Source organism: Rhizobium sp. CAU 1783 (assembly GCF_054551725.1).
This window is the reverse complement of the sequence record NZ_JBTOLM010000001.1, coordinates 559,074-575,348: the sequence shown is the minus strand read 5'-3', so window position 1 is coordinate 575,348 and position 16,275 is coordinate 559,074. Positions and strand designations below refer to the sequence as shown.

At 62.7% G+C, this 16,275-nt stretch carries 16 protein-coding genes; 11 read left to right on the top strand and 5 right to left on the bottom strand.

Features of this window, described 5'->3' with window-relative positions; translation table 11 throughout:
• Positions 1-120: 120 nt before the first annotated feature.
• The 3 genes from ACX93L_RS02570 (at position 121) to ACX93L_RS02560 (ending at position 2,651) form a co-directional block, all read left to right on the top strand.
• Entirely contained in the window at positions 121-1,749 is a 1,629-nt protein-coding gene (locus ACX93L_RS02570; RefSeq protein ID WP_459403380.1) for a vWA domain-containing protein, read from the top strand.
• 138 nt (positions 1,750-1,887) lie between these two features.
• Positions 1,888-2,277: a group II truncated hemoglobin gene (locus ACX93L_RS02565; RefSeq protein WP_169586621.1), complete on the top strand. Its 390-nt coding sequence runs from the start codon at positions 1,888-1,890 to the stop codon at positions 2,275-2,277.
• A 5-nt stretch (positions 2,278-2,282) separates the two neighbouring features.
• A complete protein-coding gene (locus ACX93L_RS02560) occupies positions 2,283-2,651 on the top strand; it encodes a DUF423 domain-containing protein (RefSeq protein ID WP_459403379.1) in 369 nt (122 codons plus the stop codon).
• 18 nt (positions 2,652-2,669) lie between these two features.
• Here the strand turns inward: ACX93L_RS02560 and ACX93L_RS02555 are convergent, their stop codons facing one another.
• From ACX93L_RS02555 to ACX93L_RS02545, 3 genes are read right to left on the bottom strand one after another with little or no spacing between them, the layout of a single operon-like run.
• Positions 2,670-3,050, bottom strand: coding sequence for a VOC family protein (locus tag ACX93L_RS02555; RefSeq protein ID WP_459403378.1), 381 nt, complete (start codon positions 3,048-3,050; stop codon positions 2,670-2,672).
• A 48-nt stretch (positions 3,051-3,098) separates the two neighbouring features.
• A complete protein-coding gene (locus ACX93L_RS02550) occupies positions 3,099-3,365 on the bottom strand; it encodes a hypothetical protein (RefSeq protein ID WP_459403377.1) in 267 nt (88 codons plus the stop codon).
• On the bottom strand, positions 3,362-3,757 hold the full coding sequence (locus ACX93L_RS02545; protein WP_459403376.1) for a DUF2325 domain-containing protein: 396 nt from the start codon (positions 3,755-3,757) through the stop codon (positions 3,362-3,364). The genes ACX93L_RS02550 and ACX93L_RS02545 overlap by 4 nt, the downstream gene beginning before the upstream one ends.
• Positions 3,758-4,052: 295 nt before the next feature.
• Between ACX93L_RS02545 and ACX93L_RS02540 the strand changes: the two genes are divergently transcribed.
• The 4 genes from ACX93L_RS02540 to ACX93L_RS02525 all read left to right on the top strand — a co-directional run bounded on the left by ACX93L_RS02540 (position 4,053) and on the right by ACX93L_RS02525 (position 10,683).
• Entirely contained in the window at positions 4,053-5,414 is a 1,362-nt protein-coding gene (locus tag ACX93L_RS02540; protein WP_459403375.1) for an NAD(P)-dependent oxidoreductase, read from the top strand.
• Between the two features lie 27 nt (positions 5,415-5,441).
• Entirely contained in the window at positions 5,442-6,755 is a 1,314-nt protein-coding gene (preA, locus tag ACX93L_RS02535; protein WP_459403374.1) for an NAD-dependent dihydropyrimidine dehydrogenase subunit PreA, read from the top strand.
• A 212-nt stretch (positions 6,756-6,967) separates the two neighbouring features.
• Complete coding sequence (locus ACX93L_RS02530) at positions 6,968-9,652, top strand: bifunctional diguanylate cyclase/phosphodiesterase (RefSeq protein ID WP_459403373.1); 2,685 nt, start codon at positions 6,968-6,970, stop codon at positions 9,650-9,652.
• A 104-nt stretch (positions 9,653-9,756) separates the two neighbouring features.
• Entirely contained in the window at positions 9,757-10,683 is a 927-nt protein-coding gene (locus tag ACX93L_RS02525; RefSeq protein ID WP_459403372.1) for a DMT family transporter, read from the top strand.
• On the opposite strand, the gene ACX93L_RS02520 is transcribed toward ACX93L_RS02525, so the two are convergent.
• Complete coding sequence (locus tag ACX93L_RS02520) at positions 10,684-11,334, bottom strand: TetR family transcriptional regulator C-terminal domain-containing protein (RefSeq protein WP_459403371.1); 651 nt, start codon at positions 11,332-11,334, stop codon at positions 10,684-10,686.
• Positions 11,335-11,637: 303 nt separating this feature from the next.
• On the opposite strand from ACX93L_RS02520, the gene ACX93L_RS02515 reads away from it, so the two are divergent.
• The 3 genes from ACX93L_RS02515 to ACX93L_RS02505 all read left to right on the top strand — a co-directional run bounded on the left by ACX93L_RS02515 (position 11,638) and on the right by ACX93L_RS02505 (position 14,808).
• The gene (locus ACX93L_RS02515; protein ID WP_459403370.1) at positions 11,638-12,891 is read left to right on the top strand and encodes a Zn-dependent hydrolase; all 1,254 of its coding nucleotides are present in this window, start codon (positions 11,638-11,640) and stop codon (positions 12,889-12,891) included.
• An 80-nt stretch (positions 12,892-12,971) separates the two neighbouring features.
• Positions 12,972-14,426 (top strand): dihydropyrimidinase, encoded by a 1,455-nt coding sequence (gene hydA, locus ACX93L_RS02510; protein ID WP_459403369.1) that lies wholly within the window; start codon positions 12,972-12,974, stop codon positions 14,424-14,426.
• A 1-nt stretch (position 14,427) separates the two neighbouring features.
• On the top strand, positions 14,428-14,808 hold the full coding sequence (locus ACX93L_RS02505) for a hypothetical protein (protein WP_459403368.1): 381 nt from the start codon (positions 14,428-14,430) through the stop codon (positions 14,806-14,808).
• Positions 14,809-14,810: 2 nt separating this feature from the next.
• Here the strand turns inward: ACX93L_RS02505 and ACX93L_RS02500 are convergent, their stop codons facing one another.
• The gene (locus ACX93L_RS02500; RefSeq protein ID WP_169586596.1) at positions 14,811-15,224 is read right to left on the bottom strand and encodes a cupin domain-containing protein; all 414 of its coding nucleotides are present in this window, start codon (positions 15,222-15,224) and stop codon (positions 14,811-14,813) included.
• 124 nt (positions 15,225-15,348) lie between these two features.
• Here ACX93L_RS02500 and ACX93L_RS02495 point away from each other — a divergent pair, with 124 nt between their 5' ends.
• Positions 15,349-16,137 carry an ABC transporter ATP-binding protein gene (locus tag ACX93L_RS02495; RefSeq protein WP_459403367.1) on the top strand — a complete coding sequence of 263 codons (789 nt, stop codon included), beginning with the start codon at positions 15,349-15,351 and terminating at the stop codon, positions 16,135-16,137.
• The last annotated feature ends 138 nt before the right edge of the window (positions 16,138-16,275 follow it).

Sequence of the window (16,275 nt, the reverse complement as noted above, 5' to 3'; positions counted from 1 at the left end):
GCGACATATTCGAGCATAAGCCCAAATTGCGGGCAGTTGTCTTCTGTTTCTTAAACGTCATTTAGGAATTTGCGCATATTCGGATTTGCATATGTAAATCATCTCGGAATGCGCCTCCCCATGATCCGTACCTTCTGCCGTCTCGTTCGCTCGAAGAATGGAAACTTCGGCATCATGACGGCGCTTCTTGCCGTTCCCCTGACCCTCGCGGCCGGCATGGCCCTCGACGTGACCCAGCTGCAGTTGCGGGCCATTCATCTCCAACAATCGATCGATGCCGCTGCACTGGCGCTCGCGGCGCAGCCGGATCTTTCCGACGCGGACGCAAAAACCTTCGCCGAGAACATGATCAAGGCCAACTTCAAGGAACTCGTGCTCAAGGTCGAGATCCAGCGCGGTGCCAATCAGACGACCCGAGTCGTCGCCAACAGCGCCCTGCCGACCACCTTCATGCAGATCGTCGGCGTGAAGGAAATGAACTTCGTTCGCGAAGCGACCGCCGGCATCGCCGAAACGAAATACGAGGTGGCCCTCGCCCTCGACACCACCGGCTCAATGGAAGGGGGAAAGCTGAGTGCGATGAAGGCCGCGGCGACGACGCTGATCGACGAACTCGATGCGCAGGTCACAAAGCCGGCAAACCTCAAATTCGCACTCGTGCCGTTCAGCACCTTCGTCAATGTCGGCCCGAGCTACGGCCCGCAGGTCGTACCGAATGTTTCCTTCTCCGCCGGCGCCTCCTGGCTCGACACCTACGGCGCCTCGCCCATGTCACAGTCGGACTTCGGCCCGAACGTCAGCCGCTTCATGCTCTACACCCATCTCGGCCACAGCTGGAAAGGCTGCGTCGAGACCCGACCGACCTATGGCGGCAAGAACTACGGTGTGCTGGACACGGCGCCGGATCCCAACATACCGGCGACACTCTTTGTTCCGGCCTTTGCCCAGGACGAACCGCCGTTCGCCTGGAACGGCTCCTCCTGGGACCTGCATGGCAATGACTACATCAACGACGGCAGCGCCGCGATCCGCACCCACACCTGGACCGAACGCCGCGTTCGCTACGGCATACCGGTCGACAAGACCGATAATCAGGTCACGCAGTGGAAGAAGGGCTTCCCCACCTGGACCAAGCCGACGCAGGACAACAGCTCGACCACGCTCTATTCGAACTACAAAGCCCACAAGGGACCGAACTTCCTCTGCGAGACACAGCCGCTGATGCCGTTGACCTCGGACTACGTCAAGGCCAAGGCTGCAGTCGACAGCCTCGTCGCTGCCGGCAACACCAATATTCTGGAAGGCGTCGCCTGGGGCTGGCGCGTTCTGTCGTCCGGCCTTCCCTTCGCCGAGGGCGGCCCGGAAAGCGACCCCAACCTCACGAAGATCCTCGTTCTGCTGACCGACGGAACGAACTTCTTCGGCGTCCTGAACAACAAGCTGAACTCGAGCTATTCGAGCTTCGGCTACCTGGTCGATGGCCGGCTCGACGGCATGACCTCGGGCAGCGAGGCGACCGCGACGCCGAAGATGAACGCGATGACGCTCGCGGCCTGCACCAATGCCAAGAGCACCGGCGTGGTGATCTACACGATCCTGCTCGAGGAGAACAACTCGACCACGAGCACCCTGCTCCAGCAATGCGCCTCCAAACCGGAATACTTCATCAACGTCCCGGACCGTTCCGGACTGCAGCAGGCCTTCGCCCAGATCAAGACGCGGCTGCTGAGCACCCGCCTGACCAACTGATCCGGCAAGGTTCCGGATCGTCGCATCCAACCGACCGTGCGGCAGGGGCGATGCGCCGATTGCCGCAGCGGCCGCTCACCGGTTGCGCCGGAGACGCGGTTGCGGCTAAGACGTCCTGAACGATTTCAGGACGACCCCGTGACGGAAGAAACGATCACCCTCTACGAGGCCATCGGCGGCGACGCGACCGTTCGCGCGCTGTGCCGGCGCTTCTACGAACTCATGGATACGCTGCCGGAAGCACAGCGCTGCCGCGCCATCCATCCGCCGGACCTCACCGGCAGCGAGGAAAAGCTCTACGAATATCTGACGGGTTACCTCGGAGGCCCCCAACTCTATATCGAGAAACGCGGCCATCCGATGCTGCGCCGCCGCCATTTCGTCGCCGAGATCGGCCCGGAGGAGCGCGATGAATGGCTGCTCTGCTTCCGCCGCGCACTGGATGAAACCGTCGAACACGAGAAACTGCGCGCCATCATCTGGGATCCGGTCGAAAAGCTGGCCCACCACATGCAGAACAAGGAATAACCCCGATGGCTTTCTTCGACCGGGCTCGGCCGCTGCTCCTTTTGCTGGCGGGAATGATCGGCGCGGCCGGCGTGGCGCTCGCTGCCGCCTCCACCCATCTCGGCGCGGAGAGTTTTCTAAGCCCCGCCTCGGCCATGTGCCTGGCCCATGCGCCGCCGATCCTGGCGCTCTATCTGGCCAACGACAAGGTTCGCACGGCAAGCCTTGCGGCGCTGGCTATGGCGCTCGGCACTGTGCTCTTCGCCGGCGATCTCGTTTCCCGCCAGTTTCTCGGCGCGAGCCTCTTTCCAATGGCGGCACCAAGCGGCGGAATGCTGATGATCGGCGGCTGGATCATCGTGGCCCTCGGCGCATTTCTTCCCGTTCGGGCCTGACCCACGGTCGTCAGTCGCTCAAGCGAGCGAGCGCAGCCTGCGACCGAAGAGCAGAACATTGCCATGCGGGTCACGGATATGGAAGCGCGTGACATCGTCCTCGTCCGCATCGAAGCCACTGACAGGCTCGACGCCGCGGCGACGGAAATCATCGAAGAGAGCGTGGAAGGCGTCGAGGCGGAAGAAGACGGAACTGTTCTCGCAGAGAGTCGGATCCTCGCACTGCCAGAAATGCAGTTCGAGCCGTCCGCGACGGACAACGAGATATTCGCCGCCCTTGTCGCTGACCTCGAATCCCAGCCGTCCGGCATAGAAGTCGCGCGTCTGCTGGAAATCGAGTGACGGCAATATTGGCAGCACTTCGACACGTCCTATGTCGACCCCGCTCTCCACGTTCATCGCGCGCTCTCCTCTCCGCTTCCTGCCGCCCGGGCAGGTTACGGAGACTCAACCGCGCTGACGCGATGCGTTCCGCTGCCACCGCGGCAAAGGGAAATCGATTATTTTAGCATCGCATCGCGAGGCCCCGACGTAAATGGGGCGATTGTGACGTTCGTGCAAGCCCGGCAGGCGGATGATTTCGGCACTCTTCGCGCGAACCGCCGCAACATCGTTCAAACGTTCGTGAAGCGCCGGGATCAGCCCGTCGCCGTTCTGCTGGGCGAGCTTGTGCAGGCCGACCAGCAGTGCCGGATCGATTTCGTCGTCAATCATGGATTGTCATTCCTTTCATTCAGCGTCTGCAGCGCCCGCTCGAGACTGGATTTCGAACCGTTGCGCAGCGGGATGAAGGTCTTGCCGAATTTCTTGCAGCCGCTCTTCACCCGCAGACACGCATCGTGGCTGATACAGTCGATGGGGCAGAAGACGCAGTCGACGGAGGGAAGGACAGTGTCGATGCGCGACACGGCCTCTCTCAGGCCGCCGTCGTGATGGATGAGCTCAGCCCCGAAATTGCTGGCGATCTGGCGCAGATGGGCGACCTGGCAGTCGCGTCCGCCGACATAGAGGAAGCTCCTGACGTCGACGCCCTGCCGACCGTCCGCCGAGCCCGCCGCCGGCTTTGCTCCACCCTTCTGTTCGTCGCGCTTCTTCTTCTTTGCCATGCCCGAAATGCTCCTTTCGCCGTCTCACCGGCAGCCTTGGAGTCGGACCCTACAAAACATGACAAAACGAGTAAAGTATATACCTGATAATTTTCCTCATATTTATCGCCAATGATGATTTCCGCCCGAATGGCCGGCGGGAGGAAAGCCGCCGGACCGCACGCGCAGGATGGGACGAGATCCCCTGCCCCACATGGCTTTGACCATGCTCGAATTTGAAACTTTTACCGTTTGATAAATTTTTTTTCCTGAGTTAGCCTGTCTGCAATCGCACCATAAAAAAGAGGGAACTTCGATGCGACGACTGGAACCGGGCCTGAAGGCCGGGCGGCTTGATGCTGCCGATTATGCGAAGAATTTTTCCGACCTCCACCCGCGCCTCGGCGATCATGAGGCGCTGGTTGCCTCCGACCGTTGCTACTTCTGTCATGACGCTCCCTGCATGACGGCCTGTCCGACGTCGATCGACATCCCGCTGTTCATTCGCCAGATTGCCACCGGCAACCCGATCGGTTCGGCCAAGACCATTTTCGACCAGAACATTCTCGGCGGCATGTGCGCCCGCGTCTGTCCCACCGAAACGCTCTGCGAGGAAGCCTGCGTCCGCAACACGGCGGAAGAGCGTCCCGTCGAGATCGGCCGCCTGCAGCGCTACGCGACCGATGTCGCGATCGATGAAGGCCGACAGTTCTATACGCCGGCCGCGGCAAGCGGGAAGAGGATCGCCGTCGTCGGCGCCGGCCCGGCAGGTCTCGCCTGCGCCCACCGCCTGGCGATGAACGGCCACTACGTGACGATCTACGATCACAAGGAGAAGGCCGGCGGCCTCAACGAATACGGCATCGCCGCCTACAAGACGACCAACGACTTCGCCCAGAGGGAAGTCGACTACGTCCTGTCGATCGGCAACATAGACGTCGTCAACGGCGAGATGCTCGGCCGCGACTTTACGCTGGCCGACCTGCAGTCGAAGTTCGACGCGGTCTTCCTCGGAGCCGGCCTCGGCAACGTCAACGCACTCAACATTCCAGGCGCCCATATCAACGGTGTCACAGATGCCGTCGAGTTCATCGCCAACCTGCGCGAAGCGACGAGCAAGGGGGATGTTCCGGTCGGTCGCGATGTCGTCGTTATCGGCGGCGGCATGACCGCCATCGACGCCGCAGTCCAGGCCAAGCTGCTCGGCGCCGAAAACGTGACGATCTGCTATCGCCGCGGCAAGGAACACATGAACGCCTCCGAGTTCGAGCAGGACCTCGCCGCCTCGAAGGGTGTCCACATCCGCCACTGGATGCAGCCGAAGGACGTGGCCCATCATCACGGCCATGTCTCGGCCATCACGCTGGAATACACCCACGTCGAAAACGGCGTGATGAAGGGTACCGGCCACACGGTCGAGATCAAGGCGGACCAAATCCTCGTCGCGATCGGCCAGAAGCTCGACACCCTTGGGCTGGCGGACCTCAAGACCGAAGGCGGCAAGATTGCCATCGACGCGGAAGGTCGCACCTCCATCCCCGGCGTCTGGGCCGGCGGCGACTGCGCCTTTGGCGGTCAGGACCTGACGGTTTCCGCCGTCGCCATGGGCCGCGATGCGGCCGAATCCATCAATCGTTCTCTCGCCGTCTCCTCGGCGGGAGCAAGTGCTGTCGCTTGATCCGAAGAACATTGAGAGGAACGAACAATGGCTGATCTCCGCAACAATTTCGTCGGCATCAAATCGCCGAATCCCTTCTGGCTCGCCTCCGCGCCGCCGACCGACAAGGCCTATAATGTCGAACGCGCCTTCAAGGCCGGTTGGGGCGGCGTGGTCTGGAAGACCCTCGGCTCCGAGGGACCGCCGGTCGTCAACGTCAACGGCCCGCGCTACGGCGCGATCTGGGGCGCCGATCGCCGCCTTCTCGGCCTGAACAACATCGAGCTCATCACCGACCGCCCCCTGCAGATCAACCTGCAGGAAATGAAGATGGTCAAGAAGAACTGGCCGGACCGGGCGCTCATTGCCTCGATCATGGTTCCTTGTGTCGAGGAAGAGTGGAAGGCCATCCTCCCGCTCGTCGAGGAAACCGGCGCCGACGGTATCGAACTGAACTTCGGCTGTCCTCACGGCATGTCCGAACGCGGCATGGGCGCCGCCGTCGGACAGGTGCCGGAATATATCGAGATGGTCGTGCGCTGGTGCAAGCAGTACTCCCGCATGCCCGTCATCACCAAGCTGACGCCCAACATCACCGACATCCGCAAGCCGGCCCGCGCGGCCAAGGCCGGCGGCACGGATGCGGTCTCCCTGATCAACACGATCAATTCGATCGTCTCGGTCGATCTCGACAGCTTCACCCCCAACCCGACGGTCGGCGGCAAGGGCACCCATGGCGGCTATTGCGGTCCAGCGGTGAAGCCGATCGCGCTCAACATGGTCGCCGAGATCGCTCGGGATGCCGAAACCTACGGCCTGCCGATCTCCGGCATCGGCGGCGTGACCACCTGGCGGGATGCGGCGGAATTCCTGGCGCTCGGTGCCGGCAACGTGCAGGTCTGCACCGCGGCCATGACCTACGGCTTCAAGATCGTCGAGGAAATGATCTCCGGCCTTTCCGACTGGATGGACGCCAAGGGTCACCGCAACCTCGACGACATCACCGGCCGTGCCGTGCCGAACGTCACCGACTGGAAGTATCTCAACCTCAACTACATCGCCAAGGCGCATATCGACCAGGACGCCTGCATCAAATGCGGCCGCTGCCATATCGCCTGCGAGGACACCTCGCACCAGGCGATCACCGCGATGGTCGACGGTGTGCGCCATTTCGAGGTCAAGGAAGAGGAATGCGTCGGCTGCAATCTCTGCGTCAACGTCTGTCCCGTCGAGAACTGCATCACCATGGTCGGGCTTGAGCCGGGCACGCTGGACCAGCGCACCGGAAAGCCGGTCGATCCGAACTACGCCAACTGGACCACGCACCCGAACAATCCGATGGCCGTCCAGGCTGCGGAGTAACGGCTAGGGCCACGCCTTCGCTATCGAGCTCCCCGGCAACGGGGAGCTCTTTTCGTCTGTCGCGGACGAGACAGGCCCAACCGCCAATTGCGGCGACATTTTACGCTTTCAATTCAACACATCTTCAAGGGTTTCGTGAAAATGTGCTTTTTTAGCACGGACCGAAGCACGCCCCTTGGTTGCCAGGTCCGCCACAGGGGAGCTGCCGGGGCATGGGGAATAGGATCAGGAGGAATGGTTGGGGGGCCTTCGGCGCCACGCTCCAATACTATCTCCCTGCCCTCGTCGTCGTCGTCGCCGTCTCCATTGCACTCGTCTATGCGGACCAGCAGAAGCAGCGCATCTATCAGGACAATCTCCGCAATCGCGCAGCCGAGGAACTCGGCCTCGTACGCGCGCGCCTCGAAGGCGGCATAAACGCCAACATCCAGCTCGTGCAGGGCCTGGTGGCCGTCATCGAGACGGAACCGGACATGAGCGGGGATCGCTTTGCCGCTCTCGCCGGGCGGATCTTCGATGCACCCCACCAATTGCGCAACATCGCGCTCGCACCCGACCTCGTCGTCCGGCACGTCTATCCGACGGCGGGCAATGAACGCATCCTCGGCTTCGACTACCGGAAGAACGAGGCACAACGCGATGCGGCGCTGCGCGCCCGCGAGACGGGCAAGTATGTCATCACCGGTCCGGTGGATCTTATCCAGGGCGGCCGCGGCCTGATCGTGCGCTACCCGGTCGTCGTCGGCAACGGGCACGGCGGCCGCACCTTCTGGGGCCTGATGTCGTCCGTCATCGACATCGACAAGCTCTACGGCTATGGCGGCCTCACCTCGGGAAAGCTCGGCATCGATGTCGCGATTGCCACCAAGACGGCCGATGGCAGCCACGACAAGGTCTTCTTCGGCGATCCGGCCATCTTTGCCGCGAGCCCCGTCGCCATGCCGATCAGCTTCGGAAGCGAAAGCTGGGTGATCGTTGCAACGCCCAAGGGCGGATGGAATCAGGCGGCGCCGGACCTGTGGATCTCACGCATCCTGATGCTCCTGGTCGGCTCGATGATCGTCGCGCCGGTCCTCTGGGTGGCAAGACTTCTGCGCGAACGTCAGGCCAATATCGCGGCCCTGCGCCAGCGCGAGGAAGAGCTTCGAGCGATCTCCCACCGCCTCGAAATCGCGCTCGAAGCGTCGCGCATCGGTGTGTGGGAACTCGATATCGGCAGCGGCCGGCTGCACTGGGACGCCCGCATGGCGCAGCTCTACGGCCTAGAGGTTCCGCCCGACAACACCTACACCACCTGGCGCAACGCCCTCCACCCGGACGACATCGACGAAGCGGAACGGGTGTTCCGGGTCGCGCTGGAAAGCGGCAAGGACTATGTGACGGAATTCCGCATCATCACGGGCTCAGGCGAGACCCGCCACATCCGCGCCTTCGGCACGACCTATCGCGACTCCCGCTTCCGCAAGAAACTGGTCGGCGTCAACTGGAATGTCACCGCCGACCTCCGCCTGCAGCAGGAACTGCGCGAGGCCAAGCTGCATGCCGAACTGCAGAACCGGGAACTGGAGCTGGCACGCCAGCACATGGAGCACAACTCGCTCCATGACGCGCTGACCAATCTTCCGAACCGTCGCTATCTCGACCAGTACCTCATGACGCTGAATGCCGCGCTTGGCGACCACGGCAGTGCCACGGTCCTGCATATCGACCTTGACCGCTTCAAGGACATCAACGACACGCTCGGCCATGGCGCTGGCGACGCTATCCTCAGGCACGTTGCGCAGAAGCTCAAGGAAAACACCCGCAACGACGATTTCGTCGCCCGCATCGGCGGCGATGAATTCGTCGTCGTCTGCGGCAACAAGCCGGACGACAATGACTACAGCGATCTCGCCCGCCGCCTGATCGATGCGGTTTCCACGCCGATCACCTATGCAGGACACGAATGCCGCGTCGGCGCCTCTGTGGGCATCGCCACACGCGACACCGCCGACGTCCAGGCAGAGCAACTCCTGGTCAATGCCGACATCGCCCTCTACGAGGCCAAGCGCCACGGCCGCAACCGCGTCGAGCGCTATACCGACCGGCTGCGCTCGCTGACGGTAAACACCAAGAAGACGGCCGACGCCATTCTCCGGTCGCTGGAGCAGAACGCCTTCATCGCGTTCTTCCAGCCACAATTCGACGCCCACACCCTGGAGATCACCGGCGTCGAGGCTCTGGCCCGCTGGGACCATCCGCAACGCGGCATTCTCGGACCGGACACCTTCCTGAAGATCGCCGAAAGCTTGAATGTCGTCTCGCAGATCGATGCGGCGATCCTCGACCAGGCCCTGCTGCAGCGCGCCCGTTGGCTCGCCAACGATCTGCCGATCAACAAGGTGTCGGTCAATATCTCCGCCCAGCGCCTGTTCGACGAGAGCCTGGTCCAGCGTCTGGAGACCCTCGACCTGGTGCCCGGCAGTCTCTCATTCGAACTTCTGGAATCGATCTCGTTCGACGACAAGGGGGCGGCCGTCACCAGAAGCATCGAGCGCATCAAGGCCCATGGCATCGACATTGAGATCGACGATTTCGGCACCGGCTACGCATCGATCCTCAGCCTTTTGAAGCTCTCGCCGCGCCGTCTCAAGATCGATCGCCAGCTCACCGCCCCGATCATCGTCTCGTCTGCCCAGCGGCGGCTGATCAGTTCGATCGTCGACATCGGCCGCTCGCTCGGCATCGAGATCGTCGCCGAGGGTGTCGAAACCATGCAGCACGCGGCGATCCTGCGCGACCTCGGCTGCCAAACGCTGCAGGGCTACGCGCTGGCCCGGCCGATGGATGCCAACGCCTTCATCGACTTTGCTCGCAACCGCGCCTGGTTCCCGGCCGACGCCGCCGAGGCGGTCTGAACAGCACCTCGGGGGCGTTCTCGCGACCTTTTCATCGCCGCCCCCAGCGTGCTAGGCACGCGGTATTGATCGCCCGCTCCCAACACAATCCGACGAAGTGCCCAGTGACTGATTCCCAGACGGCGAGGAGCCGACACAATACCCATGCCCGGGGAACGGAAAAGCTGAAGGCGCATCTCGCGGTGCTGCTCTTCTCGATGCTGATCGCCGGCTCCTTCTCCTTCGGCGGGCTGGCCGCCCGCCGGATCGACCCGATCGCACTCCAGGGCCTGCGCTACATCGTCACCGTCGCGGTCCTCGCGCTTCTCTGCCTGAAGGCCGGCCTGTCGCTGAAGCTGCCGCGCGAGCCTTGGCGCTTCGCAATCCTAGGCCTGCTGATGGCCGTCTACATGACGACCATGTTCATCGCGCTCGAATTCACCCAGCCGGTGGCGACGGGGGCTGTCTTCACCCTGATGCCATTGATGAGCGCGGGCTTTGCCTGGCTGCTGATGCGCCAGCGCACAGGTCCCGGCGTCTTCGCCAGCCTCCTGATCGCCGCGAGCGGCGCGATCTGGGTGATCTTCCGCGGCGATCTTGCCGCCTTGGCCCGCTTCGATGTCGGCCGCGGCGAGATGATCTATTTCGTCGGCGTCGTCTGCCACGCGATCTATGTGCCGCTGCTAAGGCTGTTCAACCGCAAGGATGCGCCGCTGATCTTCGTCCTGTGGGCAGCGCTCGCGACCCTCGTCTTCATCCTTGTGCCGGCCGCGCCGCGCCTCGTTGATGTGGACTATCTCGCCATTCCGCCGGTTGTCTGGTTTGCCGTCTTCTATCTCGCGATCATGACGACGGCGGTGACCTTCTTCCTGCTGCAATATGCCTCGATGCGGCTGCCGGCGCCGAAAGTGCTGGCCTATGGTTATCTGACGCCGACCTTCATCATCGTCATGGAAGGTCTTCTCGGTCACGGCTGGGCACCGGCACCGATCTTCCTCGGCGCACTGGTCACCGCCTGCGGCCTTCTGGTCATGGCCTTCCTGCCGGATTGATCAGGCCGGCTGCGGCTCGGGCTTCAGGCCGCGCACGAACATCGCCTCGAGAAAGCGGGCGGCATCCTCGAAACGGTTGTCGCTTCGCGGCCCCTCGCCGAGAACGGCGCGCACCTGCACGTCGAAATCCGCATAATGCTGGGTGGTCGACCAAATCGAGAAGATCAGGTGATAGGGATCGCAGTCGTGCACCTTGCCGGCCTTGATCCAGGAACGGATCACGTCGGCCTTCTCGTCCACCAGCGCCTTGAGCGGCCCTTTGAGGACATCCTCAATATGCGGCGCGCCCTGCAGGATCTCGTTGGCGAAGAGCCGGCTCTCGCGCGGAAAATCGCGCGCCATTTCCAGCTTGCGGCGAATGTAGGAGCGCACTTCCTCTTCCGGATCACCTTCGGCATCGAAGGCCTTGAGCGGCTCCAGCCAGTTCTCCAGCACCCGGTCGATCAGCGCTCGGTGCATGGCCTCCTTGGTGCGGAAATAGTAGAGAAGGTTGGGCTTGGACATGCCGGCCACGTCGGCGATCTGGTCGATGGTCGAGCCGCGGAAACCCCTGAGCGAAAAGACGTCGAGCGCCGCCCCGAGAATGATCTCTTCCTTTTCCTCCTGGATGCGCGTCCGCCTTTGTGTTTTCGCCGCCCTCGGTATCGCCATCAGCCGCCTGTTCCCGCCTTCTGTCCCAAGCCTAAGGGCTTGATCTTCATCAACTTTATTCGTGCACTTTTTTCAGGCAATTGCCCGCTATTTTGTCGTGCTTTTTCGCGTTTTCCGTCTTGAGTGCCGCGATGGAAGTTGTAATGTTTACCAGTCGGTCAAATTATTGGACAGTTGCCAGACAAAGGCAACCGGCCTTTTCGCCAGCCAAACAAACAAAAGAATATTGGCTGTCGATGACCAGGGGAATAACGGGGCATGTGACTTGCATGACCCCTCGAAGAACAGGTGAGGATGACTGCAATGACGGTTCAAACCGGCGTGAACTTGCGCGTGAACGGCGATCGCCTTTGGGATTCGCTGATGGACATGGCCAAGATCGGCCCCGGCATTGCCGGCGGCAACAATCGCCAGACGCTGACCGATGCGGACGCCGACGGCCGCGCCCTCTTCCAGAAGTGGTGCGAAGACGCCGGCATGACCATGGGCGTCGACAAGATGGGCACCATGTTCATGACCCGGCCCGGCACCGATCCGGACGCGCTGCCGGTCTATGTAGGCTCCCACCTCGACACCCAGCCGACCGGCGGCAAGTATGACGGCGTCCTCGGCGTTCTCGCCGCGCTCGAAATCGTCCGGTCGATGAACGATCTCGGCATCAGGACGAAGCATCCGATCGTCGTCACCAACTGGGCCAACGAGGAAGGCGCACGCTTTGCGCCCGCCATGCTCGCCTCCGGCGTTTTTGCCGGCGTCCATTCGCTGGACTATGCCTATGGCCGCCAGGACCTCAATGGCAAGACCTATGGCGACGAACTGAAGCGCATCGGCTGGCTGGGCGACGAAGAGGTCGGCGCGCGCAAGATGCATGCCTATTACGAATACCACATCGAGCAGGGTCCGATCCTTGAAGCCGAGGACAAGCAGATCGGCGTGGTCACCCACTGTCAGGGCCTGTGGTGGCTCGAATTCACGCTGACCGGACGCGAGGCCCATACCGGCTCAACGCCGATGAACCTGCGCGTCAATGCCGGTCTTGCCATGGCCCGCATAATGGAGATGGTCCAGGCGGTTGCCATGGAGAACCAGCCGGGCGCTGTGGGTGGCGTCGGCCAGGTGAAGTTCTCGCCCAATTCCCGCAACGTGCTGCCGGGAACGGTTATCTTCACCGTCGACATCCGCACTCCCGACCAGGCCAAGCTCGACCGAATGCGCGCGAAGATCGAAGCCGAGGCCGCGAAGATCTGCGAAGCGCTCGGTGTCGGCTGTTCCGTCGAGGCCGTCGGTCACTTCGACCCGGTCACCTTCGACCCGAAGCTGGTGGCAAGCGTCCGCAATGCCGCCGAGCGCCTCGGTTACAGCCACATGAACATCATCTCCGGCGCCGGCCACGACGCCTGCTGGGCGGCCAAGGTCGCACCCGCCACGATGATCATGTGCCCCTGCGTCGGCGGCCTTTCGCACAACGAAGCGGAAGAGATCTCCAAGGACTGGGCGGCCGCCGGCTGCGACGTCCTGCTGCAGGCGGTCCTGGAGACGGCGGAGATTGTGGCGTGACATCACCCGCCTTCGGCGTGCCAAATAAGCCGGACGGTTTCGAGAACAGCTTTCAAGAACACCATAGCGGGAGAGTTCAAATGAGCACAGTCATCAAGGGCGGCACCATCGTCACCGCCGATCTCACCTACAAGGCGGACGTCAAGGTCGACGGCGGCGTGATCGTCGAGATCGGGCCTGACCTCAAGGGCGACACGATCCTCGATGCGACCGGCTGCTATGTCATGCCGGGCGGCATCGACCCGCATGTCCACCTCGAAATGCCGTTCATGGGCACCTATTCCGCCGACGACTTCGAAAGCGGCACGCGCGCCGGCCTTGCCGGCGGCACCACCATGGTCGTCGATTTCTGTCTGCCGGCGCCGGACCAGTCGCTGCTCGACGCGCTCTCGATGTGGCACAACAAAACCAGCCGCGCCAATGCCGACTACTCCTTCCACATGGCCATCACCGGCTGGAACGAACGCATCTTCGACGAGATGAAGGCGATCGTTGAGGACAAGGGCATCAACACCTTCAAGCACTTCATGGCCTACAAGGGGGCCTTGATGGTGAACGACGACGAGATGTTCGCCTCCTTCCAGCGCTGCGCCGAGCTCGGCGCGCTGCCGCTGGTCCATGCCGAAAACGGGGACGTCGTCGCCTCGATGACCGCCAAGCTGCTGGCCGAAGGCAACAATGGCCCGGAGGCGCATGCCTATTCGCGCCCGCCGGAAGTCGAAGGCGAAGCCACCAACCGCGCCATCATGCTGGCCGACATGGCCGGCGTGCCGCTCTATGTCGTGCACACCTCCTGCGAACAGGCGCATGAAGCGATCCGCAGGGCTCGGCAGAAGGGCATGCGCGTCTATGGCGAGCCGCTGATCCAGCACCTGACGCTCGACGAGAGCGAATATTTCAACAAGGACTGGGACCACGCCGCCCGCCGCGTCATGTCGCCGCCCTTCCGCAACAAGCAGCATCAAGACAGTCTCTGGGCCGGCCTGCAGTCGGGTTCGCTCTCCTGCGTGGCGACCGACCATTGCGCCTTCACCACGGAACAGAAGCGCTACGGCGTCGGCAATTTCGCCAAGATCCCGAACGGCACCGGCGGGCTTGAGGACCGTATGCCGATGCTGTGGACCTATGGTGTCGCGACTGGCCGCCTGACGATGAACGAGTTCGTCGCCGTCACCTCGACCAATATCGCCAAGATCCTCAACATGTATCCGAAGAAGGGCGCGGTCCTCGTCGGCGCCGATGCCGACCTCGTGGTCTGGGATCCGAAGCGCTCCAAGACGATCTCCGCCAAGAGCCAGCAGTCGGCGATCGACTACAACGTGTTCGAGGGCAAGCAGGTGACCGGCCTGCCGCGCTTCACGCTGTCGCGTGGCAAGGTCGTGATCGAGGAAACCACTGTGAAGACCGAGGAAGGCCACGGCCAGTTCGTCAGCCGAGAACCGTTCACCGCCGTCAACAAGGCGCTGTCGACCTGGAAGGAACTGGTCGCGCCGCGCAAGGTCGAACGCACCGGCATTCCGGCGACGGGGGTGTGAGATGGCGCTTGCCGGCCGGGTCCTCGTCACGCTTCTGCTCTTCATGGTCGGCAACGCCGCATCGGCCGAAATGCTGCCGATCGACAAGAGCTACGGCAACCTCGATGGCTGCTCCTATGCCAAGACGGGAGAAGCGACCGGTTCCGACAACTTCTTCCTGCTGACCCGGGAGGCTGTCACCACCGCAGCCTCCTATTGCGTCTTTGGGCGCATCCAGGAGACCAAGGACAGGTCGTACATGGCCCAGCTGAAATGCGAGGCCGAGGGCGAGGAAAACGCCACGCCTCTCGAAGCGGACATCGTCCTCGGCGCGGAGGGCTACACCATCAGCTTCCCCGACAACCCGGACATGAAATGGGGGCCATTGGCCGAATGCAACTAGGCTCAGACCTCCACCAGCGCATCCAGTTCGGGCAGCAGAACGACGCTCTCCTGCTCGTTCGGATCCGTCCGCGCAATGACCGCCGTACACGGGGCATTGGAGAGATTGGCCGGCAGATGCGGCACACCGGCCGGGATGTACATAAGCTCCCCGGCGTGCAGCACCACGTGGTTCTCCAGCCGGTCGCCGTACCAGGTATGCGCCGAGCCCGACAGCACGTAGATCGCCGTTTCGTGGTTCTCGTGCAGATGGGCCTTAGCCCTTGCGCCAGGCGGCATGGTGAGCAAATGCATGCAGATGCCCTTCGCGCCGACCGTTTCCGCGGCGATGCCGGTGAAGTAGCTCAGCCCCTGCTTCCCGTCATAGGTGTTCTCGGGCCGGACGATCCGGCAAGTGGGTTTCGATGAAGCATCCATTTTCACACGCCTCCGCAACGTTCGACATGCCCGCAAAGTCTGGTAGGCCGGCTCCGACCCGCCATGTAATGATAGCATGCAAGAGGCTCGATGCCTTTGCAAGAAAGCCCATGGGTTCAATCTGATGACCGCTCCTTTCTCCGTCGTGTCCGCCAAGGATCTCTGTCTCACCTTCCAGACGGGAGACGGGCCGGTCCATGCCCTGTCGAACGTCAATCTGGAGGTGAAGAAGGGTGACTTCGTATCCTTCATCGGCCCCTCCGGCTGTGGCAAGACGACCTTCCTGCGCGTCATCGCCGATCTGGAAAAGCACACGGCGGGCGAGATCACCGTCAACGGCATGTCGCCGGAAAACGCTAGGCGGGATCGCTCATACGGTTATGTCTTCCAGGCCGCGGCGCTCTATCCCTGGCGCACCATCGAGAAGAACATCGCACTCCCGCTGGAGATCATGGGCTTCTCCAAGGAGGAACAGCGCAAGCGGATCGACCAGACGCTCGACCTCGTCAACCTGACGGGTTTCGGGAAGAAGTTCCCCTGGCAGCTGTCGGGCGGCATGCAGCAGCGCGCCTCGATCGCCCGCGCGCTCGCCTTCGACGCCGACCTGCTCCTGATGGACGAGCCCTTCGGTGCACTGGACGAGATCGTCCGCGACCACCTGAACTCCGAACTGCTCAAGCTCTGGGACCGCACCAACAAGACGATCTGCTTCGTCACCCATTCGATCCCGGAAGCCGTCTACCTGTCCACCAAGATCGTCGTGATGAGCCCCCGGCCGGGCCGCGTCACCGACATCATCGAATCGACGCTTCCGAGGGAACGCCCGCTGGACATTCGCGAGACCCCGGAATTCCTCGAAATCGCCCACCGCGTCCGCGAGGGCCTGAAGGCGGGGCACAGCTATGAGGAATAGTGTTCGGCTCTCAGAAAGAACCCCTCCCCAACCCCTCCCCACGGGGGGGAGGGGCTTCCGAGCCCGCCTCGCCCACTTCGATCGAAGCAAGGCGGCCCCGCGAGTCTTCTCCCCCCTTGAGGGGGAGATGCCCGGCAG